Raw genomic sequence first — 25981 nt, forward strand, 5'->3', positions numbered from 1 at the left:
AACCGAGCAGCGCGCGGAGGGACCATGGCGACGACGACGCTGACACACGCGCCGACGGACGCGCCGACATCGGCGCGACCGCAGCACCGCACGGCCGCCCCGGCACGCGCCGGAACCGGTGCGCCCGAGGCTCCGCCGCCCCCGCTGACGCACCGTGCGCCCGCGCTCGACGGACTCCGGACGCTCGCCATCCTGGTCGTCGTCCTGTACCACCTGCACGTGCCGCAGTTCGAGGGCGGCTTCCTCGGGGTCACGGTCTTCTTCGTGCTCTCCGGGTTCCTCATCACGACGCTGCTGCTCGGCGAACGGCGCCGCACCGGGCGGGTGCGCCTCGGGTCGTTCTGGGTGAAGCGGCTGCTGCGCCTGTACCCGGCGCTGCTGGCGCTCGTCGTGGTCGGGCTGCTGCTCTGGAACTGGGTCGGTGACTACAAGGGCGCGTCCCTGCACTCCGGTGAAGCGGCGTTCATCGCGCTGACCTACACGGGCAACCTGTTCCGCGCCTTCTGGGACACCTCGCAGGGCGTCTTCGCGCACACGTGGAGCCTGTCGATGGAGGAGCAGTTCTACCTGGTGTGGCCTCCGGTCCTGGTGCTGCTGGCCGCGCTCAGGGTGCGGCGTCGCTGGCTCCTCGCGGGGCTCGGCGTCCTGGTCGTCGGGGCGTCGGCGGTGTCGTGGGCGAGCTACCGGACCCCGAGCGGCGGGACCACGCCCGACGTCTACTTCTCGCCCGTGCTCGGGGTGGTGCCGCTCGCGATCGGCTGCGGACTCGCCCTGCTGCTCGACGACGAACGCGTGCGGGTGCGGGCCGCCGGGGTCCTGGGGCACCTGGCGACCTGGGTCGGCCTCGTGCTGCTGGTCGCGGTGCTGCTCGGCATCGACGACGACTGGACCGAGCACGCGTCGACGTTCGGGATCGTGCTGCCGGCGACCGGACTGGTCTCGGCGGTGGCGATCGGCGGCCTGGTCTCGGTCCGGTCCCCCGTGTCCGCGGCCCTGGGCTGGACGCCGGTGTCGTGGTTCGGCCGCCGGGTGTCGTACTCGGCGTACCTCTGGCACCCGCTGGTGATCGCGCTGCTCGGCACCTTCGCGATCGGCCCCTGGGGCACTGTCGGCCTGGTCGGCGCCGTGGTGATCGTGTCGATCGGTGCCGCGTACGCCGTCGAGGTGCCCGTCGAGCGGTTCCGCGCGCGGGCTCGTGCGGCACGCAGCGCATCCGCGCCGATGCCTGCGGCCGCACCTGTGCCTGCGCCCGCGCCCGCGCCGTCGAGTGAGCAGAAGACGCCGGGTACGGCGCGCTGACCCGACGTCTTCTGCTCACTGAGTGCCCCGGCGCACGCCGACCGTAGGCTCGCCCCCGTGCACTCGGAACGGACGGACGTCCTCGTCGTCGGCGGCGGACCCGTCGGGCTGTTCGTGGCGGCGCTCCTCGCGGCGCGGGGCGTCGACGTCCGGGTGTGGGAACGCCGCGCGGAGCCGCCGACCGGTTCGCGGGCCATCGGCATCCACCCGCCGTCCCTCGACGCGTTCGCCGCGATCGGCCTGGACACCGCGGTGCTCGCCGAGGCGTCGCTCGTCCGTGCAGGGGTGGCCAGGAGCCGCGGTCGGACCCTCGGCACGCTGCGCTTCGACCGGGCTTCGCCGACCCACCCGTACGTGGCGACCCTCGACCAGCACCGCACCGAGTCCCTGCTCCGCGACCGGCTCCACACCGGTGCGCCGGAGGCCCTGCGTACCGGGACCGCCCTGACCGCCCTCACCCGGCACACCGACCACGTCGATGCCACCGGGACCGGGCCGGACGGCGACGTGGTGACGGTCCGTGCGGCCTTCGTCGTCGGTGCGGACGGCGCTCGGAGCGTCGTCCGTGACCTGCTCGGCATCGGAACGACCGGGCGCGAGTACCCGGACCGCTACGTGATGGGCGACTTCGCCGACCCCGAGGCTCCGTCGGCCCGGTCCGCCGCGCTGGTCGACGTGGGCCCGGACGGCGTGGTCGAGTCCTTCCCGCTGCCGGGCGCGCGTCGCCGGTACGTGGCACTGGTGCCGGACGACGCAGCGTTCGCCGCAGCGGAACGCGGCGCGACGGGCGACCCGGACCCCGCGCTCGTCGCCCGTCTCGCGGCCCTCGTCGCGGAGCGCACCGGTGTCGTCCCCGACCCGGCGACCTGCTCGATGACCAGCGGCTTCCGGGTGCGTCGCCGCACGGCCGACCGCGTCGGTGCCGGCCGGGTCGTGCTCGTCGGCGACGCCGCCCACGAGATCAGCCCGATCGGCGGGCAGGGCATGAACCTCGGGTGGCTCGACGCCGCCGAGCTCGCGCCGCTGCTCGCCGGAGCGGTCCGCACCGGCACGGCCGGGCCGTGGCCGGGCTACGCCGCCCGCCGCCAGGCAGCCGCCCGTCGTGCGGCTCGCCAGGCCGAGGCGAACATGGCGCTCGGTCGTCCGCTCGGCCCCGTCAGCACGACCGGACGGGAGGCGCTGCTCCGGACCGCCCTGTCGCTGCCGACCGCGCACGGCTTGGCCCGGCTCTACGCGATGCGCTGGGCCTGACGGCTCACGTCAGGCGACGAGTCGCGCGCCCGCGAAGCCGAGCTCGACGACGAGCACGAGCGACGACGCGATGACCAGCCGGAACAGGGTGCGCGACGCCCGTCCCGCGAGCACCAGCCGCACGCCGACGACGGCGAGGACGAGCACCACGACGGCACCGAGGACCGCGAGCACGACCCCGACGCCCCGCACCGGGTCGTCACCGAGCACCTGTCCGCCGAGCACCAGGGCGGCCGCGACGACGAGCGAGGCGAACGCGACGATCCCCGCGCCGCGGAGCCCGAGCCGGTGCGGGAACCCCCGGACACCGGTGGCGGCGTCGTCGACCAGGTCGGGCAGCACGTTGGTGCAGTGGATCGCGATGCCGAAGACGGCCCCCGTCGCGATCGCCCACCACGTCGGCCACTGTCCCTCCGGCCCGGCCGCGACGGACACGACGGGCAACAGCCCGAAGGCGACGATGAACGGCGCCACCGACCACACCGAACGCTTCAGGCCGGCGTCGTAGGCCCAGCCTGCGGCGACCAGCACGAGGTGCGCGATCGCGGCGACCGGACCGAGGAACATCGAGAGCACCACGGCGATCCCGGCGGTGACGTAGGCAGCGGTACGGACGGTGCCGACGGCGATGAGGCCGCGGGCCACGGGCTTGTCGCTCCGTCCGACGGCCCGGTCGCGGTCCGCGTCGATCCAGTCGTTCGCCAGCCCGATGGACAGCTGCCCGGCGACGACCGTCAGCGCCACCAGGGCCACGAGCCACACCGGGTGTCCGACGGCGGCGGCGACCACCGCGGCGAGGACGGTCACGGTGATGGTCGGCCCGGGGTGCGACGACGCGAAGAGCAGTCGTGCGGTCGACGGGGCGCTGCTGGCGGTCACCCGGTCAGCGTACGGATCGCTCCTGCGCGGTCGTGGGGCCGGTCACGGGACCGCGGTCACCTCGACGCCGAAGCGGTCGACGAGCTCGCGCTTGAGCACCTTGCCGCTCGGGCCGAGCGGCAGCGCGTCGAGGACGTGCACGACCCGGGGGTACTTGTACGCGGCGATCTCGGCGGCGACGAAGTCGACCAGGACCTGCGGCTCGACGGTCGCGCCGGAGCGCAGCACCACCGCCGCCTCGATCTCCTGCCCGTGCACCGCGTGCGGCACGCCGAACACCGCGGCCATCGCCACGTCGGGGTGGGTGGCGAGCACCTCCTCGACCTGGCGGGGGTACACGTTGTAGCCGTTGCGGATGATCATGTCCTTGGTGCGGTCGACGATCGTCAGGTAGCCGTCGTCGTCCTTCGTGCCCAGGTCGCCGGTGCGGAACCAGCCGTCGACGATGGCCTCTGCGGTGTCCTCGGGCCGGTCGAGGTACCCGTTCATCAGGTTGTGGCCGCGGATCACGAGCTCGCCGATCGCACCGTGCGGCAGCATGACGATCGCGTCGCGGACCTCCGGGTCGGCGATCTCGACGTCGACGCCCCACACCGGCGTGCCGATCGTGCCGGGCCGCGGCGGCTGTCCGACGTGGTTGAAGGTGGCGACCGGCGAGGTCTCGGTCAGGCCGTACCCCTCGTGGATCGGGGCGTCGAAGACCTGCTCGAACCGCTCGAGCACCGCCAGCGGCAGCGAGGCACCACCGGAGATCGCGTACCGGAGCGTCGGACGGGCCTCGGACCGGGTCGCGGCGTCGAGCAGCGCCATGTACATCGTCGGGACGCCCATGAAGATGCCGCAGCCGTGCTCGACCATCGCGGCGAGCGCCGAGTCGCCGTCGAACTTCGGCAGCATGACCAGCGTCGCGCCGGTGCGGAACCCGGTGTTCATCGTGCAGGTCTGCCCGAACGTGTGGAACAGCGGCAGCGCGCCGAGCAGGACGTCGCCGCGGTGCATGTCGAACGTGGTCATCAGGTTGGTGTTGACCTGTTCGAGCAGTGCGAAGTGCGACCCCTCGGCACCCTTGGGCTGGCCGGTGGTGCCGCTCGTGTACAGGATGGTCGCGGTGTCGAACGGGTGCCTGGGGACGTAGGTGTCGAGCGGTTCGCTCTGCGCGGCCAGGGCCTCGAGCCGGTCGGGGCCGGCCGCGGACTGGTCGCCGGTCGGAGCCTGCGCAGGGGCCGGCGCGAGCACGGTCACCACGTCGACCCCGGCCAGCTCGGCGCCGGCAGCACCTTCGCCGAGCAGCGGTGCGGCGCAGACGAGCAACGTGGCCCCGCTGTCGCGCAGGACGTACTCGATCTCGCGGCGTTTCAGCAGGGCGTGCACGGGCACGGCCACCGCGCCGAGGGCGAGTGTGGCGTAGTAGACGCGGGGGAAGTCCGCGACGTTCGGCACGAGCATCGCGACCTTCGACCCCTCGGTGACGCCCCGCGCACGGAGCGCTCCGGCGTAGGACAGGGTCTGGGCCCACAGCTCGGCGTAGGTGGTGCGGACGTCGCCGACGATGACGGCGACGTCGTCGGGGTACCGTGCCGCCGACTCGGCGAGGATCGCTGCGACCGATGCGGTCGCGCGGGTGGTGTGGGTGTCGTGCATGCCGGTCTCCGTCGTCGTCGACGACCTCGTCGTCGTCGCAGCCGATCCTACGGCTCGTCCTGCCGCGTCGCGCGTGCTCCGACGACACCCGTCCGGGGCGGTCGCCGCACGGGTGTCCGGTCAGGCAGCGGTCGGCGCGGCGACCTTCCGGCGCACCAGGACCCCGGACGCCAGGGCGATCCCGAGCAGCACGACGAGTCCGCCGACGGGTTCGTTCCACCGCACCCGCTCCCCCAGCACGAGCACCCCGAGCGCCACCCCGACCACCGGCGTCAGGTAGGTGACGGTGGAGGCGCGACCAGCGCCCCACGCCTGCACGAGCCGGGTGTTCCAGGCGTAGGCCAGCCCCGTGCCGACGCAACCGAGCGCGATCATCGCGGCCACGATCCTCCCGTCCAGCTCGACCGGACCGGTCGCGATGACGGGCGCGACCAGCAGCAGCATCCCGGAGGCCAGCGTCAGCTGGACCGTCGCCAAGGTGACCGGGTCGTACGCGCTCGCCACGGCCACCCGCCGCAGGTAGGCGAGCCCGATGCCGTAGGACGCGGTCATGCCGAGCAGTGCGACCTGCCCCGGCACGCTCGCCAGGACCTCGGGGTCGGTCAGGACGTCCCACGGGCCGACCAGCACGAGCACCCCGACGATGCCGAGCACGATCCCGAGCACCTGCCGTCCGCGCAGGCGTTCGGACGGCACGAGCACCGCGAGCGCGGCCAGCGTCATGATCGGGGTCGTCGCGTTGTAGATGCTCGCGAGGCCGGACGGCACCGTCTGCTCCGCCCACGCCATCAGTGACGACGGCACCGCGTTGAGGAACACCGCGACGACCGCCAGGTGCGCCCAGGTCCGCGGTTCCCGGGGCCAGCGCCGACGGGTCGCCAGGAGCACCACGACGAGCGTGACCCCACCGAGCACGGTCCGCACGGTGGCGACCTGCTGCGGGGCGAGACCGTCGAGGCCGATCTTCGCGAAGAGGAAGCTCGAGCCCCAGGTCAGTGCGACGAGGACGTAGAGGAGGGCGTTCACGTGGCCTAGTGTCGGACCACCGAGCGACATGCGGCAAACGCATGTCGCTCATGCCCACATGAGGAGGACGCATGACCGTCTCGGTCCAGCAACTGCGCGCGTTCGTCGCCACGCTCGACGCCGGGTCCTTCACCGCCGCGGCCGCCGCCCTGGGCGTCGGCCAGTCTGCGGTGTCGCACGCCGTCGCGGGGCTCGAGCGCGAGGTCGGCGGCTCCGTCGTGCACCGCGGCGCGGTCGCCGCCCCCACCCCGCTCGGCGACCGCCTGCTGGCCCACGCCCGCAGCGTGCTCGCCTCGGTCGAAGCCCTGGAGGCGGTGGTCCGGCCCGGCACGGCGCGCGGCACCGTGCGCCTCGCCGCGGTCCCCACCGTCTGCCAGGGGCTGCTGCCGCGGCTCCGCGAGCTGTGGGCGGTGACCCTGCCGGACGTCGACGTGCAGGTCTACGAGGGGGACGACGACGAGATGCCGGAGTGGCTCGAGGCCGGCACCGTCGACGCCGCCGTGCTCGTCGACCCGTCGCCGGTGCCCGACGGCGGCGTGGTCGTCGCGCGGGACGAGATGGCCGCGGTGATCCGCCGCGACCACCCCCTCGCCGAGCTGCCAGCACTCACCCTCGACGACCTGCACGAGGACGGCCTGGTGGCGGGCGGCGGCGGGTGCGAGTACCAGGTCCAGAAGCTCCACGAACTCGACGGCCGGCCGTTCCGGTACGCCCACCGGGTGCGCGAGATGAGCACGATGTTCGGGATGATCCAGCGGGGCGAGGGCGTGTCGATCGTGCCGACCCTGGGCCGCGGGATGCTGCCGCCGGACCTCGTGATGATCCCGATGGCCCGGCGGCTCGAGCGCACCCTGGTGCTGAGCGGGCCGTCGTCCCGTGCGTGGCACCCCCTGGCGCGGGCGCTGGTCGACGCGGTCTGAGGCGGGCGGGCGGGTCGCCGGTCGAGCGGCTCCGGCGGCTCCGGCGGCTCCGACCTTCGGCGGATCCGCTCGTCGACGCGGCTCCCTAGGCTCGGGGCATGACCTCGACCGCGCTCCCCGCCGTGCCCCTCGGGCAGCGTGTGTGGTCCCAGACGTGGCGCGTGGCCGTCGCGGCGCTGACCGGGCTGTTCACCGCCGGTCTGGTGTGGCCGACGACGGACACCCGCGGCTGGAACGACCTGCACGTCGGCGCCCTGATCCTCGGGGACATGGGAGCGGGCCTGGTCGCCCTCGTCCTGCTGCCGTTCCGGCACCGGGCACCGCTCGTGGTCACGGTCGTCATCGGTGCCCTCAGCTCGGTGTCGACGCTGGCGGTCGGGTCGGCCGCGATCGCGACGGTCTCGCTCGCAACCCGGCGCCGTGCCGTCGAGATCGCCGTCGTCGGTGCGGTGCTGCTCGGCGCCACCGTGCTCTACGACGTCGTCCTGGCCCCCGACCAATCCGTGCCGTTCTGGCAGATCGTGCTCGCAGGCACCGTCAGCATCGCCCTGCTCGTCGCGATCGGCATCGGGATCGGGCAGCGCCGGGCGCTCCTGCTCTCCCTGCGCGAGCGCGCGGACCTGCTCGAGCGCGACCAGCAGCTGCGCGAGGACCGCGCCCGCGAGCAGGAACGCGCCCACATCGCCCGCGAGATGCACGACGTCCTGGGCCACCGGCTCTCCCTCGTCGCGCTGCACGCCGGAGCACTCGAGTACCGCGGCCCGGGGCTCACCCCGGACGAGACCGCCGCAGCGGCCGGGGTCGTGCGGGCCGAGGCACACTCCGCGCTCACCGACCTGCGCGACGTGCTCGGGGTGCTGCGCGACCCGGCCGCGAACGCCGGCGACGAGGTGACCGGCACCGCGCCTCCGCAGCCGACACTCGTCGACCTGCCCGCCCTGCTCGACCAGGCCCGTTCCGGGGGCGCGGCCGTCCGGGCGCGCGTCGACTCCGACGCCGCGGCGGTGCCGACTGCCGTCGGGCGACATGCGTACCGCATCGTGCAGGAGGCGCTGACGAACGCCCGTCGGCACGCCCCCGGACAGCCCGTCGACGTGGTCGTCGAGACCGTCGGCGGTCCGGCGATCCGGGTGGTGGTGTCGAACACGCTGACCGACGAGCCAGCGCGCACGAAGGCCGCCGCCGCCGGGCAGGGTGCCGGGCACGCCGCCGGCTCCGTCGCGGGGCACGGTCTGCGCGGGCTCGCCGAACGCGCCCGACTCGTCGGCGGGAGCTTCCGTGCCGGCAGCGACGACGGACGCGTGCACGTGGTCGAGGCGGTGCTGCCGTGGACGCCGTGACCGCTCCCGTCCGGGTCGTCCTGGTCGACGACGACCAGCTCGTCCGCGTCGGGCTCCGCATGCTGCTCAGCGGCGACGACGGTCTGGTGGTCGTGGGCGAAGCGGGCGACGGGCTCGAAGCCGAGGGCGTCATCGCCGCGACCGCGCCCGACGTCGTGCTCATGGACATCCGGATGCCCCGGTGCGACGGACTCGTCGCCACCGAACGCGAACTGCGACGGCGGCCCGACCTGGCCGTCCTGGTGCTGACCACGTTCGAGGGGGACGACCTCGTGCTCGGAGCGCTGCAGGCCGGCGCCCGTGGGTTCCTGCTCAAGGACACCCCGCCGCACGAACTCGTGCAGGCCGTACGGACCGTGGCGTCCGGGCGCTCGATCCTGTCCCCCTCGGTGCTCGACCGGGTGATCGCGTTCGCCGCCGGGCCACGCTCGGGCCCCGCGGCCGGTGGAACGGGCGGCGCCACCGCGGACGGTGCCGAGGAACGTCGACTGCTCGCCCTGCTGACCGAGCGCGAGCGGGAGGTCGCGCTCGCCGTGGCCAACGGGGCGTCGAACGCGCAGATCGCCGCCGACCTGTACGTGGGCCTGGCCACCGTGAAGACGCACGTCGGGCACGTGTACGAGAAGTTCGGCGTCGAGAACCGGGTGCAGCTCGCGCTGGTCGTGCACGCGGCGCGGCGGGGCGGGACGGGGTGGGGACAGCCCACCGGGTGACCGGGTGAGCGTCGTCTGAACGGTCGGCGGTGTCCGCTCGGCAGGATGGACCGATGGCCGAGACCCACGTGAAGACGTTCACCACCGCGGACGAAGCGGCAGCCGAGGCCGCAGGGCTCGCCTGGCTCGCCGAAGCCGAGGACGCCGGCGGCACCCGCTTCGCCCGCGTGCTCGGGCGCCCGAGTCCGACCGTGCTCGACCTCGAACTGATCTCCGACGGCTCCCCCACCACCGCCCAGGCCGAGCGGTTCGGCCGATCGCTCGCCCACACGCACGCCGCCGGTGCCGACCACTGGGGCGCACCTCCCACCGGCTGGACCCGAGGAGCGGCGCTGCGGATGGGCCGTTCGCGCACGCCGTTCGTCGCAGCCGAACAGGCACCGGCGACCTGGGGCGAGTTCTTCGCCGAGTACCGGATCCGCGACTTCGTCCGCCGGATCGTCGACGCCGGCGGGTTCGACCACGCCGAGGCCGCCGTGTTCGAGCGGGTCGCGTCGCGGGTACAGGACGGCACCCTCGGTTCACCGCAGCCCGCGCTCGTCGGGGACCGCCCCGCTCGTCTGCACGGTGACCTGTGGGCCGGCAACGTCCTCTGGCCGACGGACTCGTCCGAACCCACCGGCGCCGTGCTCATCGACCCGATCGCGCACGGCGGGCACGCGGAGACCGACCTGGCGCTGCTCGGGCTGTTCGGGCTGCCCCGGCTCGAGACGGTGCTCGCCGCCTACGACCGGGAGTCACGGCTGGCCGACGGCTGGCAGGAGCGCGTCGAGCTCCACCAGCTCGCGCCGTTGCTGCTGCACGTGTTCCTGTTCGGCGGCTCGTACACCGGGGCCGCGCTCCGGGCGGCGCAGCGGTACGCCTGACCCCTCGCACCGTGCGGCCTCGCTCACCCCGTGCGAGGTTCCCCGCCCCGGTGCCAGCGGCGCACCGTGCGGCCTCGCTCACCCCGTGCGAGGTTCCCCGCCCCGTGCAGCGCTACAACCGCGCACCGATCAGGCGACCCCGCACCGACCGGACGACAGCGCACCGTGCGCCCGCGCCGCCCGCGCCCTCCCCGCCGGCCAACCTCGCACCGTGCGTCCTTAGCTCGCCCACAGCCGGCACAGTGCAGCAGTCGGGGAACGCCCCGGATGCTCATCGACATGACCACCTACCCGGTACCCGTGACCGACCGACGCGACCCCGCGCGCAGTGCCGCGCGGGATCGGCGCCGCCCGCCCCTCGCCCGGCTGTTCCTCGGCGAGCGCGAGGACGCCCGCTGGCTCCGGCCCGCGTTCTGGGCGCTCCTCACCGTGACCGCCGTGGTGTACCTGTGGGACCTCAGCGTCTCCGGGTACGCCAACAGCTTCTACGCCGCCGCCGTGCAGGCCGGCACGAAGTCGTGGGAGGCGTTCTTCTTCGGCTCCCTCGACTCGTCGAACTTCATCACCGTCGACAAACCACCCGCCTCACTCTGGGTGATGGTGCTGTCGGCCCGGCTGTTCGGTTTCTCGAGCTTCAGTCTGCTGCTCCCCCAGGCGCTGATGGCCGTTGGCTCCGTCGCCCTGGTCTGGGGCGCGGTCCGCCGCACCCTGGCCCGGCTCGGTGCCACCACCGCGAACGTCGGCGCCCTGCTCGCGGGCTTCGTCGTCGCAGCGACCCCGGCAGCGGCCCTGATGTTCCGCTTCGACAACCCGGACGCCCTGCTCGTCCTGCTGATGACCGCCGGGGCGTACTGCACGGTGCGGGCACTCCCGAAGGGCAGCTGGAGGTGGATCGCGCTCGCCGGGGTCGCCCTGGGCTTCGCGTTCCTGACGAAGATGCTGCAGGGCCTGCTCGTCCTGCCCGCCTTCGGCCTCGTGTACCTGTTCGCCGCCCGCACCGGATGGGGCCGGCGGGTGATCGGCCTGGTCGTCGCCGCCGGCTCCCTCGTGGTGGCCGCCGGCTGGTGGGTCGTCGCCGTGTGGCTCTGGCCCGCCGAGTCCCGCCCGTACATCGGCGGCTCGACGAACAACACCGTCCTCGACCTGGTGTTCGGCTACAACGGCCTCGGTCGGATCTTCGGCGGCTCGGGCAACGGTGGCGGAGGCGGTGGCATGACCGGCGGTACCGCGGGTGGCTCCTTCGGTGGCTCGACGGGCCTGAACCGGCTGTTCTCGTCCGAGATGGGGCTCGAGATCTCGTGGCTCCTGCCCGCGGCGCTCATCGCCCTGGTCGTCGGCCTGGTCGTCATCGGCCGCCGGCACCTGGCCGACCCCGCCCGTGCCGGGCTCGTCCTGTGGGGCGGGTGGCTCCTGGTCACCGGCCTGGTGTTCTCGTACATGTCCGGCACGATCCACCCGTACTACACGGTCGCCCTCGCCCCGGCGATCGCCGGACTCGTCGGCACCGGCGGCGCCCTGCTCTGGCACGCACGAGCCCGCTTCCTCGGCCGCCTCGGCCTCGCCGCGATGATCGGCGTCACCGCGTTCTGGGGCTGGTGCCTGCTGAACGAGAACCCGACGTGGCTGCCGTGGCTCCGCTGGGTGATGCTCGCCGGTGGGCTGCTGTCCGCGGCACTGATCGTCATCGGCAGTGTGCCGTCGCTGCGCAGGCTCGTCACGGTCGGCGTCCTCGCCGGCACCCTGTTCGGGCTGTCCGGCACCACCGCCTACGCCCTCGCCACGACGACCGTCGCGCACTCCGGTTCGATCCCGAGCGTCGGTCCGGCGGGCAGCAGCTCCGGTGGGACGGGCGGCGGTGGCACCGATGGCATGCCGGGAGGCACGGATGGACCGGGTGGACCGGCCTCCGGTTCCGACGACGGCGGCTCCGACGGCACGTCCGACTCCCAGCAGGGTCCCGGCGGGACCCCGCCGGAGGGCGCTTCCGGCGAGGCGCCGGAAGGCGCCACCGGGCAGGCACCGGGCGGTACGACGGAGGGACCCGACGGCGCGGGCTCCGAGGCGGGGTCGGGCACGGGCCTCCAGGCCGGGGGTGGTGGCACAGGCGGCGGCACGTCGACCTCGTCGGCGCTGCGGAAGCTGCTCGAGGCATCCGACGCGAAGTGGACGGCCGCGGTGAACGGATCGCAGTCGGCCGCGCAGCTCGAACTCGACACCGACACCGCCGTGATGGCGATCGGCGGCTGGTCGAGCGACCCGGCTCCGACGCTCGCGCAGTTCAAGGCCGCCGTCGCCGACGGCGACATCGGGTACTACGTCTCGTCCGGCTCCGGCGGCGGGATGGGCGGCGGATCCTCGACCGCGTCGGCGATCCAGGAGTGGGTCGCGGCGAACTACGAGTCGACGACGGTCGGCGGCCAGACCGTCTACGACCTGAGCAGCACGGAGTGACCGGCGACGGGGGCGCGGTGGATAGGCTCCGGGACATGCCCGGCCACCCGCTGCAGCGCACCGACGGCTCCCCCGTCCGCGCCCTCGTCGTCGACGACGAGCACGCCCTGGCCGATGCCGTCGCCCTGGCGTTCGCGGGCGACGGCTGGGCCGTGCGGTCCGTGCACCGTGGTCGCGACGTGCTGTTCGCGGCCAGGGAGTTCCAGCCCGACGTCATCGTGCTCGACGTGATGCTGCCCGACATCGACGGGTTCGAGGTGCTCGAACGGCTCCGCGACGCCCGCGACGGCGTCCGGGTGCTGTTCCTCACCGCACGCGACGCCCCCGAGGACCGGCTCGCCGGGCTGACCGGCGGCGGCGACGACTACCTGACCAAGCCCTTCGGCATCGAGGAGCTGCTCGTCCGTGCGCGGATCCTGGCGCGCACCTCGGCCAGGGTCGCCGCAGCCGGGGCGAGCACCGGGCTCGTGGTCGGCGACCTGCGGCTCGACGAGGACGCCCGCACGGTCAGCCGCGACGGGGACCCGATCGAACTCACGCCGACCGAGTACGAACTGCTGCGGCACCTGGCACGGAACGCCAACAGGGTGCTGTCCCGCGAGCAGCTGCTGGCGAGCGTGTGGGGCATGGACTTCGGCACGTCGTCGAACCTGGTGGACATGTACGTGTCGTACCTGCGGAAGAAGCTCGACGTCGGGCGCGAGCCGATGCTGCAGACCATCCGTGGGGCGGGGTACGTGTTGCGGCCGACGACGTGAGCCGATCGGCGAGGGTGATCCGGGCCTCTCCCCACCGTCACGGCCGACCCCGCGCCGGACGGGTGCCGTCGTTGCGGTGGCGGGTCGTGGCGGCCGTCGCGCTGTTGCTCGTGGCGACGAACGTCGTCGTGGGGGCGGTGACCGTCGTCGCGTTCCGGGGGTACCTGGTCGACCGGCTGGACGCGGAACTGTCGACGGCCGCGAACCGGACCGTCGGCGGACGGGACGGCGCGGACGCGCCCACCGGACCGCCGCCCGGGTCGTCGTCCTCGTCGTCATCCTCGTCGTCGTCGGATCGTCCGGATCCCGACAACGCCTTCATCGGTGCACCCGGGCAGTCCGCCGGCACGGTCGTGGCGATCGTGCGGGACGGCACCGTCGTGCTCGGCGGGTACACAGACAGCGACGGAGGCCAGCACGGGCTGGCGTCGGCGCAACGGAAGACGCTCACCGCGGTCGACATCGGCGCGGACCCCGCGACGATCGACCTCGGACCCCTCGGCGCCTACCGGGTGCAGGCGGTCGGGCACGACGGCGACGTGTTCGTCACGGCCCTGCCGCTCGGCGACCTGAACGCCGCGATCGCGCGCCTGCTGCTCGTGATCGGGATCGTCACGGTGCTCGGCCTGGTGGTCGCCGCCTGGGCACTCGCGCTGCTCGTGCGACGGTCCCTGCGACCGCTCGAGCGCGTCGCGTCCGTGGCCTCGGACGTCACGGCACTCGACCTGGAGCGCGGCGACACGGACATCCCCGTGCGGGTCGCCGACGCCGACCTGACAGCCAACCGCGAGGTCGGCCAGGTCGGCACCGCACTGAACCGCCTGCTCGGCCACGTCGCCCGGGCCCTGACGGTCCGACGCGACGCCGAGGCGGGCATGCGCACCTTCGTCGCCGACGCGTCGCACGAACTCCGCACGCCGATCGCGACCGTGCGCGCCTACGCCGAGCTGACCGCGGGCTCGTCGGACCTCGACGCCATCCACCGGAACGTCGACCGGATCGGGCAGGAGGCCCTCCGGATGGGCGAGCTCGTCGACGAGCTGCTGCTGCTCGCGCGGCTCGACGCCTCGGCACTCGGCACCGCGCCACCGATCGTGCCCGAGCCCGTCGACCTCACCTCGCTCGTCGTCGAGGCCACGATGGACGCCCGCGCCACCGCGCCGGAGCACCGGTGGACGCTGCAGGTCGTCGACGACCACCCGCTCGTGGTGCCCGGGAACACCGCACGACTGCGCCGCGTGGTGACGAACCTGCTCGCGAACGCGCGGACGCACACACCCGTCGGCACGACCGTGGTGGTGTCGTTGCAGGCGTTGGACGGCGTCGACGAGGGCCACGGGGCCGGTGGCTCCGTGGCGCGCTTCGTCGTGGCGAACGACGGGCCGCCGATCCCCACGGAGACCCTGCCCACCCTGTTCGACCGCTTCACCAGGGGCGAGGCCTCGCGGACGCGTTCGCCGGGGCAGGGGACGAGTGGCCTCGGGCTCGCAATCGTCCGAGCGGTGGTCCTGGCGCACGGCGGCAGCGTCCGGGTCTCGTCGGAGCCGGGGCGGACGGCGTTCACGGTGGACCTGCCTGCCGCTGCCGTCGGCGTGGGCGTGGGCACGGGGCCGGGCACGGGGTCGCATACTGGTCGGAGAACGTCGGACGAGGAGGCCCCGTGACGAACGCGTACGACAAGCTGCCCGGCCGTCCGGACCCCGCCGACCTGGTGGTCGAGGTCCCGGCGTTCGAGGACGACCGGCCCCAACCCGAGCCCGCACCGCCCGCCGCGGCGCCGGAGCTCGTGGCCGCGACCGAGTTCGCACGGTCATCGCACGCAGCCCCCACGATCCGCCGGACGCAGATGCGGGCGGGCGTGTGGATCGCGGGCGTCCCGATCGCAGCGCTCGTGGTCGTCGCGATCGTGCAGATCCTGCTGCCCCGCTGAACCGCTCGTCAGGCGCTCGGACGCGTGCTCTCGCGCCCGCGACACCTCACGCACCACTGGCCGCGTGCGGTGTCGTTGAGCACGAAAGTCGTGCGCGGTCCGGATCGTCAGACGATCGACCAACGTCGCACCCGATCGCGTGCATCCGCGGCGGAGCGCCCGCAGGCTGGGTCTTGTCCGAGCAAGACGACCCGAACGGGTCACCACTGCAGAGATGGGAAACACGATCATGAACTCGTTCAAGCGCAAGTCCGTGAAGCTCCTCGCCGGCACCGCCCTCGGTGGCGCCGTCATCGCCGGGGCGTTCGTCGCAGCCCCTGCGCAGGCCGCCGAGCCCGCGCCCACCACCTCGTCGTCCGTCGGGGGCAGCGTCAACGTCAACCTCGACCCGGTCGCGATCGTCAACGCGATCAAGGACGCCGTCAACGACCAGAGCGACCGCGGCGGTGCCGTGCAGGCGGCACTCGACGTCGGGTACTGGAACGCCGGCAACCCCGACCGCCTCACCGTCGCGGTGGTCAACAAGAACCAGGACATCACCGTCGAGGGCGACGTCGCCGACGCCCAGTCGATCGACATCAAGGGTGGCAACTACGTCATCTACTGGTTCAAGGGCCCCGGCAAGGTCACCAACAACGGTGACGGCGGCTGGCTGAACTGGGGTGTGTTCGGCAACATCGAGCGCATCGACAACGTCATCCACGTCAACGGCGGCTGACTCCGGCTCCGGCCGACGACGCCCCCTGGGACCCCGGTCTCAGGGGGCGTCGTCGTGCGCCGGCGGTGCTTCGATCCCCAACGGCCGGGTCCCCGCCGCCAGGCCGAGCTGGCGCCGCGACCGGATCCAGCCCCGGACGAAGGCGACCGACACCAGCGCCGTCCGGTTCGGCGCCTTCCACGACTTCATGAGCCGCCCGAGGTGCCAGGCGACGGCCTGCCGGCTGTAGGCGGTCTCCTTGGCGATGGCGTCGTTCGAGAGCCCGCTGGCGGCGAGCGCGAGCATCCGTTCCTCGGTCTCGTCCAGGCCGGGCGCGGACGCCACCAGGTCGATGTCGTCGGTGCCGAGCGGTGCCGCGGCGTCCTCTGACGGACCGCCACGCTGCTGCGCCCAAGCCTCGGCCCAGCAGGAGCCGAGCTCGTGCGCCACGAGCGACGCCCGGCTCATCGCGAGCATCGTCCGCCCCGCGTGGTCGATCGTCGTCGCGTGCTCGCGGGTGGCCGTGTGCATGACGAGTGCGAAGACGCGGATGGCGGGCAGGGCGCCGCGGAGCACGACCGACACGTCGACGTGCGGATCACCGGCACTGGCGGCGGCGACCTCGCGCAGCCGGACGAGGCAGTCGGGGTCGAGCGGCTCACCGTGCTCGACCGCCCGCAGCGCTGCGGGGAGCACGAGCGGGACGATCTGCTCGTAGCGCCGCCGGAGCCAGTCGTGTCCGTCCGGACGGATGCCGTGCAACGGTGGCGCGAGCAGCAGTTCGGTGAACTCGGGGCACCGCTCGTCGAGCGCCAGACCCAGCCGCTCCCCCGGGAGCAGCACGGCCGTCCGTCGTGCGTCGTCGCGCTCGGTCGTCATCGTGCGTCGAACGTATCCGGACAACAGGTGTCGTGTCCGCTGCGTTCACGTGGTGTTCGTTCTTACCCCGGACACAGGGCCCTGCTTCGGCCCCCGTAGCCGGGCTCCCGAGCATGAGCGGCATGACGGAGACCGACCAGCCCCTCGACATCGACATCGTCGTCCCCTGCTACGACGAGCAGGACACACTCGCCGCCCACGTGCGGCGGCTGCACACGTTCTGCCGGACGTCGTTGCACCACTCGTGGCGCATCACGATCGCGGACAACGCCTCGACCGATGACACCGCCCGGATCGCCGACGACCTCGCGGCGATGCTCCCCGGCGTGCACGCGGTCCACCTGCCCGAGAAGGGCCGGGGTCGTGCGCTCAAGGCCGTGTGGGCCGCGTCCCCGGCGACGGTGCTCGTGTACGTCGACGAGGACCTGTCGACGGATCTGGCGGCCCTCGAGCCGCTCGTCGCGCCGCTGCTCTCCGGGCACTCGGACCTGGCGATCGGGACGCGGCTGGCGGATTCGTCGCGGGTGGTGCGGGGCAGCAAGCGCGAGTTCATCTCCCGCTCGTACAACCTGTTGCTCCGGTCCACGATGGGGGTGTCGTTCTCCGACGCGCAGTGCGGCTTCAAGGCCGTCACCAAGCGCGCGGCCGACCACCTGCTGCCGCTCTGCGAGGACGACGCGTGGTTCTTCGACACCGAGATGCTGGTGCTGGCCGAGCACGCCGGACTGCGCATCCACGAGGTCCCGGTGGACTGGGTCGACGACGTCAACTCGTCGGTGCACATCGCGTCGACCGCGACCGCGGACCTGAAGGGCATGTGGCGCGTCTCGCGGGGCATCGCCACGGGTCGGGTGCCGATCGGCGCCGTGTACGAGGCGATCGGCCGCCGCCCCTTCACCCCACCGCACGTCGGGTTCCTCGGGCAGCTGCTGCGGTTCGGGGCGATCGGGGTGCTCTCCACGGTGGCGTTCGCCGTGCTCTACGCGCTGTTCCGGCCGGCGATCGGAGCGCAGACCGCGGACTTCCTGGCCCTGCTGCTGACGGCGATCGGCAACACCGCCCTCAACCGGCGGTTCACGTTCGGCGTGCGGGGCCGCGCCGGAGCCGGGCGACACCACGTGCAGGGGCTGGTGGTCTTCGGCGTCGCCTGGGCGATCACGTCGGGGTCGCTCGTGGTGCTGCACAGCACGACGCCGGGAGCCTCGCATGGCACGGAGATCCTCGTGCTGACGACCGCGAACCTGTTCGCGACGTGCGTGCGCTTCGTGCTCTTCAAGGCGTGGGTGTTCCGCACCGGCCGCCGTCACCCGGAGCTCGTCGGCCCCGGGACGACCCCCGGGACGACCCCGGCCGCCGACGCGAGCACGGCGGTCACGGAGCCGATCGCGGTGAGCGACCGAACCGGTGAGCGAGCAGCCTGACACCGTGCCGGGTCACCCACCCGGTGCGAGGTTGCACGGCGCCCGCGGCACGCCGCACCGTGCGGCGTCGGCCATCCCGTGCGAGGTTGCACGCTCCGTGCAGCGCTACGAACTCGCACCGAGCGTGCAACCTCGCACCAGCCGAACAGACCCGCACGGTGCGACCCCGTCACACGCCCGGACCACCCGTGTTGCACGGTCGGTATACCAAGCCGTAGCATCGCCCTACCGCACCACCACTCCACAGGGCCCGACTGCCACCATCGGTCTGCCCGCGGCGAGCGCTCCATCGATGCAGCCCGCGCCGTCCGCTGCCGGCAACGCCCCACTGGACCCGCACGTGAACCCCACACCCTTCGGTCTCTACGACCCTGCCCGCGAATCGAGCGATTGCGGCGTCGGTTTCATCACCCGTCTCGACGGGACGCCGAGCCACGACGTCATCCGCAAGGGCGACGAAGCGCTGTGCTCCATCCCGCACCGCGGCGGCAAGTCCGCCGAGGGTGTCGGTGACGGCGCGGGCGTCAGCATCGACCTGTCGGTGGAGTTCTTCAGCGCCATCACGGGCGAGCAGCTGCGCGCCGGGCACTTCGGCGTCGCGAACTGCTTCGTGCCGAGTGGCACCGGCGCGGACGGCGCCGACGAGCGCACCCGGGCCCAGCAGACGGTCTCGGACGCCATCGCGGCCGAGGGCTTCGAGCTGCTGCTGGTCCGTGACGTCCCGGTGGACCACTCGGTCGCGCGCCCCGAGGCCGAGCAGTACCAGCTGCCGATCGTGCAGTGGGTCTTCCGTGCGCCGTCCGACTGGGACCGCACCGAGGTCGACGCCGCCGCGAACCGTGCCCTGCTCGCCATCGAGGCCGTGTCCTACGCCCAGGCCGCCGCCGAGCGTGCCGAGCACGCCGCCCTGTACCCGCTGTCGCTCAGCGCCCGGACCCAGATCCTGAAGGGCCGGCTGAACTCCGGCGAGGTGATCGGGTACTTCACCGACCTGCGTGACCCCCGGCACTCGGTGCGGACGCTGTACTTCCACACCCGGTTCTCGACGAACACCGAGCCGCACCCGACGATGGCGCAGCCGTTCCGCCTGATGGCGCACAACGGCGAGCTGAACACCGACCGGAAGAACCGGCTGTCGGACGAGGCGCTCGCGCGTGCCCGCACCCGGAGCATCGTGCGTCCGCCCGGGCAGTCGGACTCGAGCCGGCTCGACCAGACCCTGCAGAGCCGTGTGTTCGACGACGGGCTCGAGATCGTCGAGGCCGTCGTCTCGCTCATGCCCCCGGCGTGGGAGAACGACCGCACCCTGACCCCCGACGTCCGGGACATGCTCGAGTACTTCTCGCTGTACGAGGAGAAGAACGACGGCCCCGCGGCCGTGATCTTCAGCGACGGTGACGTCGTCGGTGCCCGGTTGGACCGCCTGGGCCTGCGCCCGCTGCGCACCGTCGAGACGGCCGAGTACCTGATGGTGTCGTCCGAGGCGGGCCAGGTCGAGTTCGCCGCCGACGAGGTCGTGCACCGCGGCCGCATCGAGGCCGGCGGCATGCTCGTCGTCGACCACCGCACCGGATCCCGCATGCGCACCGGCGAGGTGCTGCGCATGCTCGCGGCCCGCCGTGACTACGGCACCCTGCTCGACGCGGCCCGTGTGAACCTGGACGACCTGCCCGCGCCGGCCTACGAGCGCACCAGGAACACCCTGGGCTACGACGGCGACCTGTCGCTCGCGGGCCGGTACGTCGCGTACTCGCTGAACCAGGAGAGCTTCCGGTTCATGCTCGACCCGATGCTGCAGAACGGGTCGGAGCGCATCTCGGCGATGGGCTACGGCAACGCGATCAACGCCCTGAGCGACACCGAGGGCGGCATGGCGAAGTACTTCTCGCAGCGCTTCGCCCAGGTGACGAACCCGCCGCTCGACTCGATCCGCGAAGCCGACGGCATGTCGATGCGCGTCGCACTCGGCGCCAAGCCGGACGGCACCGGCACCACGGGCCGGCAGCTCGTCGTGCAGTCGCCGATCCTGGGGCACCTGGACATGGTGCGGCTGCGTGACCAGGACATCGTGCCGCTCGAGCGCTTCGACATGCTCTACGTGCCGGTGCCCGCCGACGAGCAGGCGAACGCCGACGCGATGCGCGGCGCACTGGACGCCCTGTGCGACGCGATCGAGGCGTTCGCGTCGCGTGGTGGTGGGATCGCGGTCGTGACCGACCGCGAGGTGTCGTCGACCCATGCGCCCCTCCCCGTGATCCTGGCCGTGGCGGCCGTCAACCAGCGACTCATCGAGACCGGTCTGCGCCTGCGGGTGTCCGTCGTCGCGGAGAGCGGTCAGCTGCCATCGTCACACCACGTCGCGACCGCGCTCGGCTTCGGTGCCGCCGCTGTGTACAGCTTGAGCGCACGGCTGCGTGCGGAGGAGAAGTACCCCGCCGCGCCCGCACCCGCCGGTGAGCTGACCGCGACCGACCTGGCACTCAAGCAGTTCCGCAAGGCCGCCGAGAAGGCCCTGGCGAAGACCATGGGCCGCGTCGGCCTGTGCACCGCCGAGAGCTACATCGGCGGCGAGTTCTTCGAGCCGAACTACCTCGACACCGGCGACGACGTGCTCGCACGGGTCTTCCCGCACATGCAGGCCCCGGTCGGCGGCGTCGGCTTCGTGCGCATCGCCCAGGCGGCGACGGACTGGCACGAGCGTGCCCGTTCGGTGGCGTCCGAGGGTCAGGTCCCGCTCCTCGGCCTGTTCAAGGAACGCTCCGACGGCGCCGGCCACTCGTTCGGCGTCGCGAGCGTCCGCGGGTTCGGCGGCATGACCGAGGAGCGCCCGGCCTTCGAGCGCTCCGGCGACTCGGACGCGCTGCGGCTGCTCACGCTCCGCCAGCTCGACGACTCGTTCGGCATCACCGACGCCGCGTACCGGAACACCGGGTACGACCGCCTCAGCGAGGCCGAGATCGACGCGCACCGCATCACGCCGGGCTACGTCACGTTCCTGCAGACCACGCACGACGAGCGGTCCCGCCGCCCCGCCGCGCTCCGCGACGTGCTCGCCCTGCCCGCGGACGTCACGGGCATCGACATGGCCGAGGACTTCGCGCGCGAGCTCGGTCGTTTCTCGACGAGCGGCAACGCCAGCGTCACCGTGCGCGGGCTCTCCGGCTCGCGTCCGTCGGACGACCAGGACCTGCCTGGAGGAACGGAGCGGTTCCGCCTGGAGCTCACGTCGACGGGGACCACGGGTGCACTGCGCCACACGGCCCTGGCAGACGGCCTCGCGTTGCTCCACCCGGGGCAGATCGACGTCGACGCCGTCGACGACACCCAGGTGACGCTCCGCGCCACCGGTGCGGCCGTCGCGCTGCTCGCGCTGCTGCAGAGCGCCCCGGCGAGCGTCGAGCCCGACGAGGTGCAGCCGGCCCACGAGATCACCCGGACCCTGGCGTCCGGCGCGATGAGCCACGGCGCGCTCGTCGCCACCGCCCACGAGGCCGTCGCGCACGGCACGAACATGGTCGGCGGCATGTCGAACAGCGGTGAGGGCGGCGAGCACCACTCCCGCTACGGCACCATCCGCGGCTCGCGCATCAAGCAGTTCGCCTCGGGCCGGTTCGGCATCTGGGCCGGCTACCTCGCCGACCCCATGCTCGAGGAGCTCGAGATCAAGATCGGTCAGGGTGCGAAGCCCGGCGAGGGTGGCCAGCTGCCCGCGCCCAAGGTCACGGTGGACATCGCCGCGGCCCGTGGCGGCACGCCCGGTGTCGAGCTGATCTCGCCGCCGCCGCACCACGACACGTACTCGATCGAGGACCTCGCGCAGCTCATCCACGACTGCAAGGCCGCCCGCGTCCGCGTGATCGTGAAGCTCGTCTCGTCCGAGGGCATCGGCACCATCGCGGTCGGTGTCGCGAAGGCCGGCGCCGACGTGATCAACGTCGCGGGCAACACCGGCGGCACCGGGGCCGCGGCCGTCACCAGCCTGAAGTACGCCGGCCGCTCCGCGGAGATCGGCGTCGCCGAGGTGCACCAGGCCCTGGTCGCGAACGGCCTGCGCCAGAAGGTCACGCTCCGCTGCTCGGGTGCGCACCAGACCGGCAGCGACGTCGTCACCAGCGCCCTGCTCGGCGGCGACAGCTTCGAGTTCGGCACGACCGCGCTCATGATGCTCGGCTGCGTGATGGCGAAGAACTGCAACGTGAAGTGCCCGGCGGGCCTGACCACGAACGCCGAGGCGTTCGAGGGCGACCCCCGCGCGCTCGCGCAGTACCTGCTCAACATCGCGCACGACGTGCGGCAGATCCTGGCCCGTCTCGGCCTGCGCTCCCTGCGCGAGGCCCGTGGCCGGACCGACCTGCTGCAGCTCCTCGACCACCCGGCGAGCGTCGGCCGGCTCGACGCACGTGCCCTGCTCGCCCAGGTGCCCGAGAAGGTCGTCACCGACCCGGAGTACCTGGAGAAGGACTTCCACACCGACGACGCCCTGCTCGAGCGCGTCCGCACCGCCCTGGTCGACCACGCGCAGGAGCACGTACTCGTGCACGGCGTGCTGCTCGGCAACAGCGACAAGTCGGTCGGCGGCCAGCTCGGCATCGACCTCGAGCGCCTGCTCAACCACGAGCTCCGCTCCGAGGACGTGCAGGGCCTGCCCGCCGTGACGACGGACGACCGCGGACGCCGCCGGCTGGTGGACGGCGCGGTCACGATCCGCACGCAGGGATCGGCCGGGCAGTCCTACGGCGTCTTCAACAACGACGGCGTCGTGCTCGAGCACACCGGCACCGCGAACGACGGCGTCGGCAAGAGCCAGAGCGGCGGACGGATCATCGTCCGTGCCCCCGGTGGCGGCAGTGCCGAACAGGGCGGCAACGTGCTGGTCGGCAACTTCGCGCTCTTCGGGGCCACCGGCGGCCGCACCTTCGTCGAGGGCGAGGCCGGCGACCGGTTCGCCGTCCGCAACTCCGGCGCGACCGCCGTCGTCGAGGGCGTGGGCGACTTCGGCTGCGAGTACATGACCGGTGGCGCCGTGTTCAACCTCGGCGCGTTCGGCAAGGGCCTCGGCAACGGCATGTCCGGCGGGTTCCTGTACCAGTACGACCCGTCCGGCCAGGTCGCCGAGCGTGCCAGCACCGACTCGCTCCTGGTGTTCCCCGTCACCGACACCGAGCGCGGTGCGTTCCACGAGTCCGCCGCCCGCCTGCTGCTCGAGTGGCACCTCGAGGCGACCGGTTCGGCCCTGGCCGAGCGGCTGCTCGCCGAGTGGGACACCGCACGCGCACACGTGTTCGTCGGCATGCCCCGCGCCCTGCTGCTCACGCAGGACGCCGGCGAGATCCTGGCGGCGGCGACCCGGCCGGAGCTCCTCGACGAGCTCGCGACCTCGATCGCCACCGACAAGCTCCGCGCGTTCAAGCTCGACTACCGCGACCAGCGCACGGTGCTCGACGGCCGTGCCCCGGCGCTCGGCGACCAGGGCGAGGACATGTTCTCGCTGCTGTCGTCGTACACCGTGCTCGGGGTCGCCCAGGACGTCGCCCTCGAGCGCGTCCCCGGCGCGTCCGGTGCCGCCGACCCGCGGGTCGCCGACGCCGTCAAGAACCTCGTGCTCACCGAGGACTTCTCCGTCAAGCAGCGCGTCGTGAAGTACCTGCGCGGCACGCTCGACCGGTTCGCCGACGACCAGCTCGCGACCCTGATCGCGATCAAGCGGCTCGACGACTACAAGCGCGCGCTCACGCAGCGGAACAACCGCAGCATGGACGCGCCGGGCACCACGGGGTGGATCATGCACCAGAACGCCCAGAACGACGGCCGCGTCCGCGAGGCACGCTTCGACGAGCTGCTCGCGACCGCGGCGCTCGAGGACATCGCGCGCCGTGCACCGCAGGCGCCGACCGAGGCGGTGACCGCGTGAGCCTGCTCCCCCCGACCGGGTCGCTGATCCCCGTCGACGCACCGTTCTCCGCCGCCCAGGAGTCCTGGCTCGCCGGGTTCATCGCGGGCATCGCCGCCGCCGGCAAGAAGGTCGCGGCCAGCGCGCCCACGACGACGATCGACGTGCTCTTCGGCACCCAGACCGGCAACGCCGAGTTCCTGGCCGACGAGCTCGTCGCCGGCGCAAGGGCCCGCGGGCTCGGTGGCCGTTCCAGCGCGCTCGACGCCGTCACGCCCGAGCAGCTCGCCGAGATGTCGCACGTGCTCGTCGTCACCTCGACCTACGGCGAGGGCGAGATGCCCGACAACGCCGGCCTGTTCTGGGACGCGATCCAGGCCAGCACGGTGCCGCGGCTCGAGGGGCTGCAGTACGCCGTCCTCGGGCTCGGTGACACGAGCTACGACGAGTTCTGCCAGGCCGGCAAGCTCCTCGACACCCGCTTCGAGCAGCTCGGCGCGACGCGGGTCCACGACCGCGTGGACTGCGACGTCGACTTCGAGGACGCGGCCGCACTGTGGACCGCTGCGGTCCTCGACCGCCTGGCCGCCGAGACCGGCGCGACGGCTGCACCCGACGCTGCCACGGGCGGTGGCACCGGCGACGGTGCAGCCGCGACCGGCGGGGCGGGCGCGAGCCGTGCCTCCCGGCCGGGGTCGCAGTGGAACAAGCGCAACCCGTACCCGTCGCGCCTGGTCGAGAACCGGCTGCTCTCCTCGCCGCGCAGCGCGAAGGAGATCCGGCACTACGAGTTCGACCTCGGCGACTCGGGGATCGAGTACGCGGCCGGTGACGCCCTGGCGGTGGTGCCGGTGAACGACGAGGTCTTCGTGGCGGACCTGCTCGAGCAGGTCGGCGCGAACGGCGGCGAGGCGTTCGACGGCCGTCCGATCAGCGAGGTCCTGCGGACCGACCGCGAGATCCGGACGCCCTCGAAGGACCTCATCGCTGACCTGGTGCAGCGCGCGCCGTCGAGCGAGCTCGCAGCCGTCGTGGCGCACGGCGACAAGCACGAGCTGGACCGCTGGCTGTGGGGACGTGACGTCCTCGACCTGCTCCGCGACGCCGGGTCGGCTGCCCCCGGACTCGACGAGCTGCTGCCGAACCTCCGGCCGCTGCAGGCGCGCCAGTACTCGATCTCGTCGAGCCCGCTGGCGCACCCGGACCGCATCCACCTGACCATCGCGTCGGTGCGCTACGGCGACCCGCACCGGATGTACGCCGGCGTCGCGTCGACGTTCCTGGCCGACCGGGTCGACCCGGACGGCACCGTCGACGTGTACCTGCAGCCGAACGCGTCGTTCGGGGTACCGGCGGACGAGTCGGCGCCGATGATCATGATCGGTCCGGGCACCGGAGTCGCGCCGTTCCGCGGGTTCCTGCACGAGCGCGCGGTGTCCGGTGCGACCGGGCGCAACTGGCTGTTCTTCGGCGACCAGCACCGGGACACCGACTTCGTGTACCAGGACGAGCTCGCCGAGCTGCAGGAACAGGGCGTGCTGGACCGCCTCGACCTGGCGTTCTCGCGCGACCAGGCCGAGAAGGTCTACGTGCAGACCCGGATGCTCGAACGGTCGGCGGAGCTGTTCGCCTGGCTCGAGGACGGCGGCCACGTGTACGTGTGCGGCGACGCCTCACGCATGGCGAAGGACGTCGAGGCCGCGCTGCTGCAGGTCATCCGCACCGGCCGCGGGCGCGACGAGGACGACGCGCAGGCGTACCTGGCCGACATGCGTCGCGCGAAGCGGTACGTGCGCGACGTCTACTGAGGCGAGCGGAGAGACCGCCCCGGCCACGGAACCCGAATCCGATGGCCGGGGCGATCCCGGAGGAGCGCCGGTCGGTCGAGACCGATCGGCGAGCCCAGCACCGTGACGCGGCGGTCCCGGCGCACGGCGCCGGTCGCATGAGCGGCGAATCCCCTGATCCGGGACTCACCTCGCTCGCTCGCCCAGAGCACCGATGGTTGGTCGGTGCCGGA

Annotated in this window: 18 protein-coding genes; 14 read left to right on the plus strand and 4 right to left on the minus strand. The window is 73.1% G+C overall.

Going from position 1 to position 25981, the window contains the following annotated elements; all coding sequences use genetic code 11:
- The first annotated feature begins 24 nt into the window (after positions 1 to 24).
- Both QRN30_RS04835 and QRN30_RS04840 read left to right on the plus strand, forming a co-directional pair.
- The gene (locus QRN30_RS04835) at positions 25 to 1299 is read left to right on the plus strand and encodes an acyltransferase family protein (RefSeq protein ID WP_284760566.1); all 1275 of its coding nucleotides are present in this window, start codon (positions 25 to 27) and stop codon (positions 1297 to 1299) included.
- 57 nt (positions 1300 to 1356) lie between these two features.
- Entirely contained in the window at positions 1357 to 2550 is a 1194-nt protein-coding gene (locus QRN30_RS04840) for an FAD-dependent oxidoreductase (protein ID WP_159556086.1), read from the plus strand.
- A gap of 9 nt (positions 2551 to 2559) precedes the next feature.
- Here QRN30_RS04840 and QRN30_RS04845 read toward each other — a convergent pair whose 3' ends face one another.
- From QRN30_RS04845 to QRN30_RS04855, 3 genes are all read right to left on the minus strand, one after another.
- Positions 2560 to 3429: a UbiA family prenyltransferase gene (locus QRN30_RS04845; protein ID WP_284760567.1), complete on the minus strand. Its 870-nt coding sequence runs from the start codon at positions 3427 to 3429 to the stop codon at positions 2560 to 2562.
- A 42-nt stretch (positions 3430 to 3471) separates the two neighbouring features.
- The gene (locus tag QRN30_RS04850) at positions 3472 to 5070 is read right to left on the minus strand and encodes a long-chain-fatty-acid--CoA ligase (protein WP_071250437.1); all 1599 of its coding nucleotides are present in this window, start codon (positions 5068 to 5070) and stop codon (positions 3472 to 3474) included.
- A gap of 120 nt (positions 5071 to 5190) precedes the next feature.
- Positions 5191 to 6096: a DMT family transporter gene (locus QRN30_RS04855; RefSeq protein WP_082046982.1), complete on the minus strand. Its 906-nt coding sequence runs from the start codon at positions 6094 to 6096 to the stop codon at positions 5191 to 5193.
- Positions 6097 to 6167: 71 nt separating this feature from the next.
- Here QRN30_RS04855 and QRN30_RS04860 point away from each other — a divergent pair, with 71 nt between their 5' ends.
- The 9 genes from QRN30_RS04860 to QRN30_RS04900 all read left to right on the plus strand — a co-directional run bounded on the left by QRN30_RS04860 (position 6168) and on the right by QRN30_RS04900 (position 15792).
- Positions 6168 to 7016 (plus strand): LysR family transcriptional regulator, encoded by an 849-nt coding sequence (locus tag QRN30_RS04860; protein ID WP_056070117.1) that lies wholly within the window; start codon positions 6168 to 6170, stop codon positions 7014 to 7016.
- A gap of 98 nt (positions 7017 to 7114) precedes the next feature.
- Positions 7115 to 8356 carry a sensor histidine kinase gene (locus tag QRN30_RS04865; protein WP_214585138.1) on the plus strand — a complete coding sequence of 414 codons (1242 nt, stop codon included), beginning with the start codon at positions 7115 to 7117 and terminating at the stop codon, positions 8354 to 8356.
- Positions 8344 to 9069, plus strand: a complete 726-nt coding sequence (locus tag QRN30_RS04870; protein WP_056070111.1) for a response regulator transcription factor — start codon at positions 8344 to 8346, stop codon at positions 9067 to 9069. Before QRN30_RS04865 ends, QRN30_RS04870 begins: the two co-directional genes overlap by 13 nt.
- A gap of 53 nt (positions 9070 to 9122) precedes the next feature.
- The gene (locus tag QRN30_RS04875; RefSeq protein ID WP_284760568.1) at positions 9123 to 9935 is read left to right on the plus strand and encodes a fructosamine kinase family protein; all 813 of its coding nucleotides are present in this window, start codon (positions 9123 to 9125) and stop codon (positions 9933 to 9935) included.
- A gap of 279 nt (positions 9936 to 10214) precedes the next feature.
- A complete protein-coding gene (locus QRN30_RS04880) occupies positions 10215 to 12386 on the plus strand; it encodes an ArnT family glycosyltransferase (RefSeq protein ID WP_284760569.1) in 2172 nt (723 codons plus the stop codon).
- A gap of 35 nt (positions 12387 to 12421) precedes the next feature.
- On the plus strand, positions 12422 to 13144 hold the full coding sequence (locus QRN30_RS04885; RefSeq protein ID WP_284760570.1) for a response regulator transcription factor: 723 nt from the start codon (positions 12422 to 12424) through the stop codon (positions 13142 to 13144).
- Between the two features lie 86 nt (positions 13145 to 13230).
- Positions 13231 to 14808, plus strand: a complete 1578-nt coding sequence (locus QRN30_RS04890) for a sensor histidine kinase (protein WP_284760571.1) — start codon at positions 13231 to 13233, stop codon at positions 14806 to 14808.
- Positions 14805 to 15074: a hypothetical protein gene (locus QRN30_RS04895; RefSeq protein WP_017885437.1), complete on the plus strand. Its 270-nt coding sequence runs from the start codon at positions 14805 to 14807 to the stop codon at positions 15072 to 15074. The genes QRN30_RS04890 and QRN30_RS04895 overlap by 4 nt, the downstream gene beginning before the upstream one ends.
- Positions 15075 to 15288: 214 nt before the next feature.
- Entirely contained in the window at positions 15289 to 15792 is a 504-nt protein-coding gene (locus tag QRN30_RS04900) for a hypothetical protein (RefSeq protein ID WP_250891688.1), read from the plus strand.
- 39 nt (positions 15793 to 15831) lie between these two features.
- On the opposite strand, the gene QRN30_RS04905 is transcribed toward QRN30_RS04900, so the two are convergent.
- Positions 15832 to 16650 carry a helix-turn-helix transcriptional regulator gene (locus QRN30_RS04905; RefSeq protein ID WP_031259005.1) on the minus strand — a complete coding sequence of 273 codons (819 nt, stop codon included), beginning with the start codon at positions 16648 to 16650 and terminating at the stop codon, positions 15832 to 15834.
- Positions 16651 to 16763: 113 nt separating this feature from the next.
- Between QRN30_RS04905 and QRN30_RS04910 the strand changes: the two genes are divergently transcribed.
- The 3 genes from QRN30_RS04910 to QRN30_RS04920 all read left to right on the plus strand — a co-directional run bounded on the left by QRN30_RS04910 (position 16764) and on the right by QRN30_RS04920 (position 25769).
- A complete protein-coding gene (locus QRN30_RS04910) occupies positions 16764 to 18071 on the plus strand; it encodes a bifunctional glycosyltransferase family 2/GtrA family protein (protein ID WP_502869529.1) in 1308 nt (435 codons plus the stop codon).
- 340 nt (positions 18072 to 18411) lie between these two features.
- Positions 18412 to 23982, plus strand: a complete 5571-nt coding sequence (locus QRN30_RS04915) for a glutamate synthase-related protein (protein WP_284760573.1) — start codon at positions 18412 to 18414, stop codon at positions 23980 to 23982.
- Positions 23979 to 25769, plus strand: coding sequence for a sulfite reductase subunit alpha (locus QRN30_RS04920; protein ID WP_056070095.1), 1791 nt, complete (start codon positions 23979 to 23981; stop codon positions 25767 to 25769). Before QRN30_RS04915 ends, QRN30_RS04920 begins: the two co-directional genes overlap by 4 nt.
- Positions 25770 to 25981 lie beyond the last annotated feature (212 nt).

Origin of the sequence: Curtobacterium sp. MEB011 (genome assembly GCF_030209655.1) — a bacterium.
Lineage (GTDB): Bacteria > Actinomycetota > Actinomycetes > Actinomycetales > Microbacteriaceae > Curtobacterium > Curtobacterium poinsettiae.

Coding starts and splice junctions, on each gene's coding strand:
- QRN30_RS04900 (WP_250891688.1), top strand. CDS start 15,289: ATGGGAAACACGATCATGAACTCGTTCAAGCGCAAGTCCGTGAAGCTC.
- QRN30_RS04850 (WP_071250437.1), bottom strand. CDS start 5,070: ATGCACGACACCCACACCACCCGCGCGACCGCATCGGTCGCAGCGATC.
- QRN30_RS04835 (WP_284760566.1), top strand. CDS start 25: ATGGCGACGACGACGCTGACACACGCGCCGACGGACGCGCCGACATCG.
- QRN30_RS04875 (WP_284760568.1), top strand. CDS start 9,123: ATGGCCGAGACCCACGTGAAGACGTTCACCACCGCGGACGAAGCGGCA.
- QRN30_RS04860 (WP_056070117.1), top strand. CDS start 6,168: ATGACCGTCTCGGTCCAGCAACTGCGCGCGTTCGTCGCCACGCTCGAC.
- QRN30_RS04865 (WP_214585138.1), top strand. CDS start 7,115: ATGACCTCGACCGCGCTCCCCGCCGTGCCCCTCGGGCAGCGTGTGTGG.
- QRN30_RS04905 (WP_031259005.1), bottom strand. CDS start 16,650: ATGACGACCGAGCGCGACGACGCACGACGGACGGCCGTGCTGCTCCCG.
- QRN30_RS04880 (WP_284760569.1), top strand. CDS start 10,215: ATGACCACCTACCCGGTACCCGTGACCGACCGACGCGACCCCGCGCGC.
- QRN30_RS04910 (WP_502869529.1), top strand. CDS start 16,764: ATGAGCGGCATGACGGAGACCGACCAGCCCCTCGACATCGACATCGTC.
- QRN30_RS04885 (WP_284760570.1), top strand. CDS start 12,422: ATGCCCGGCCACCCGCTGCAGCGCACCGACGGCTCCCCCGTCCGCGCC.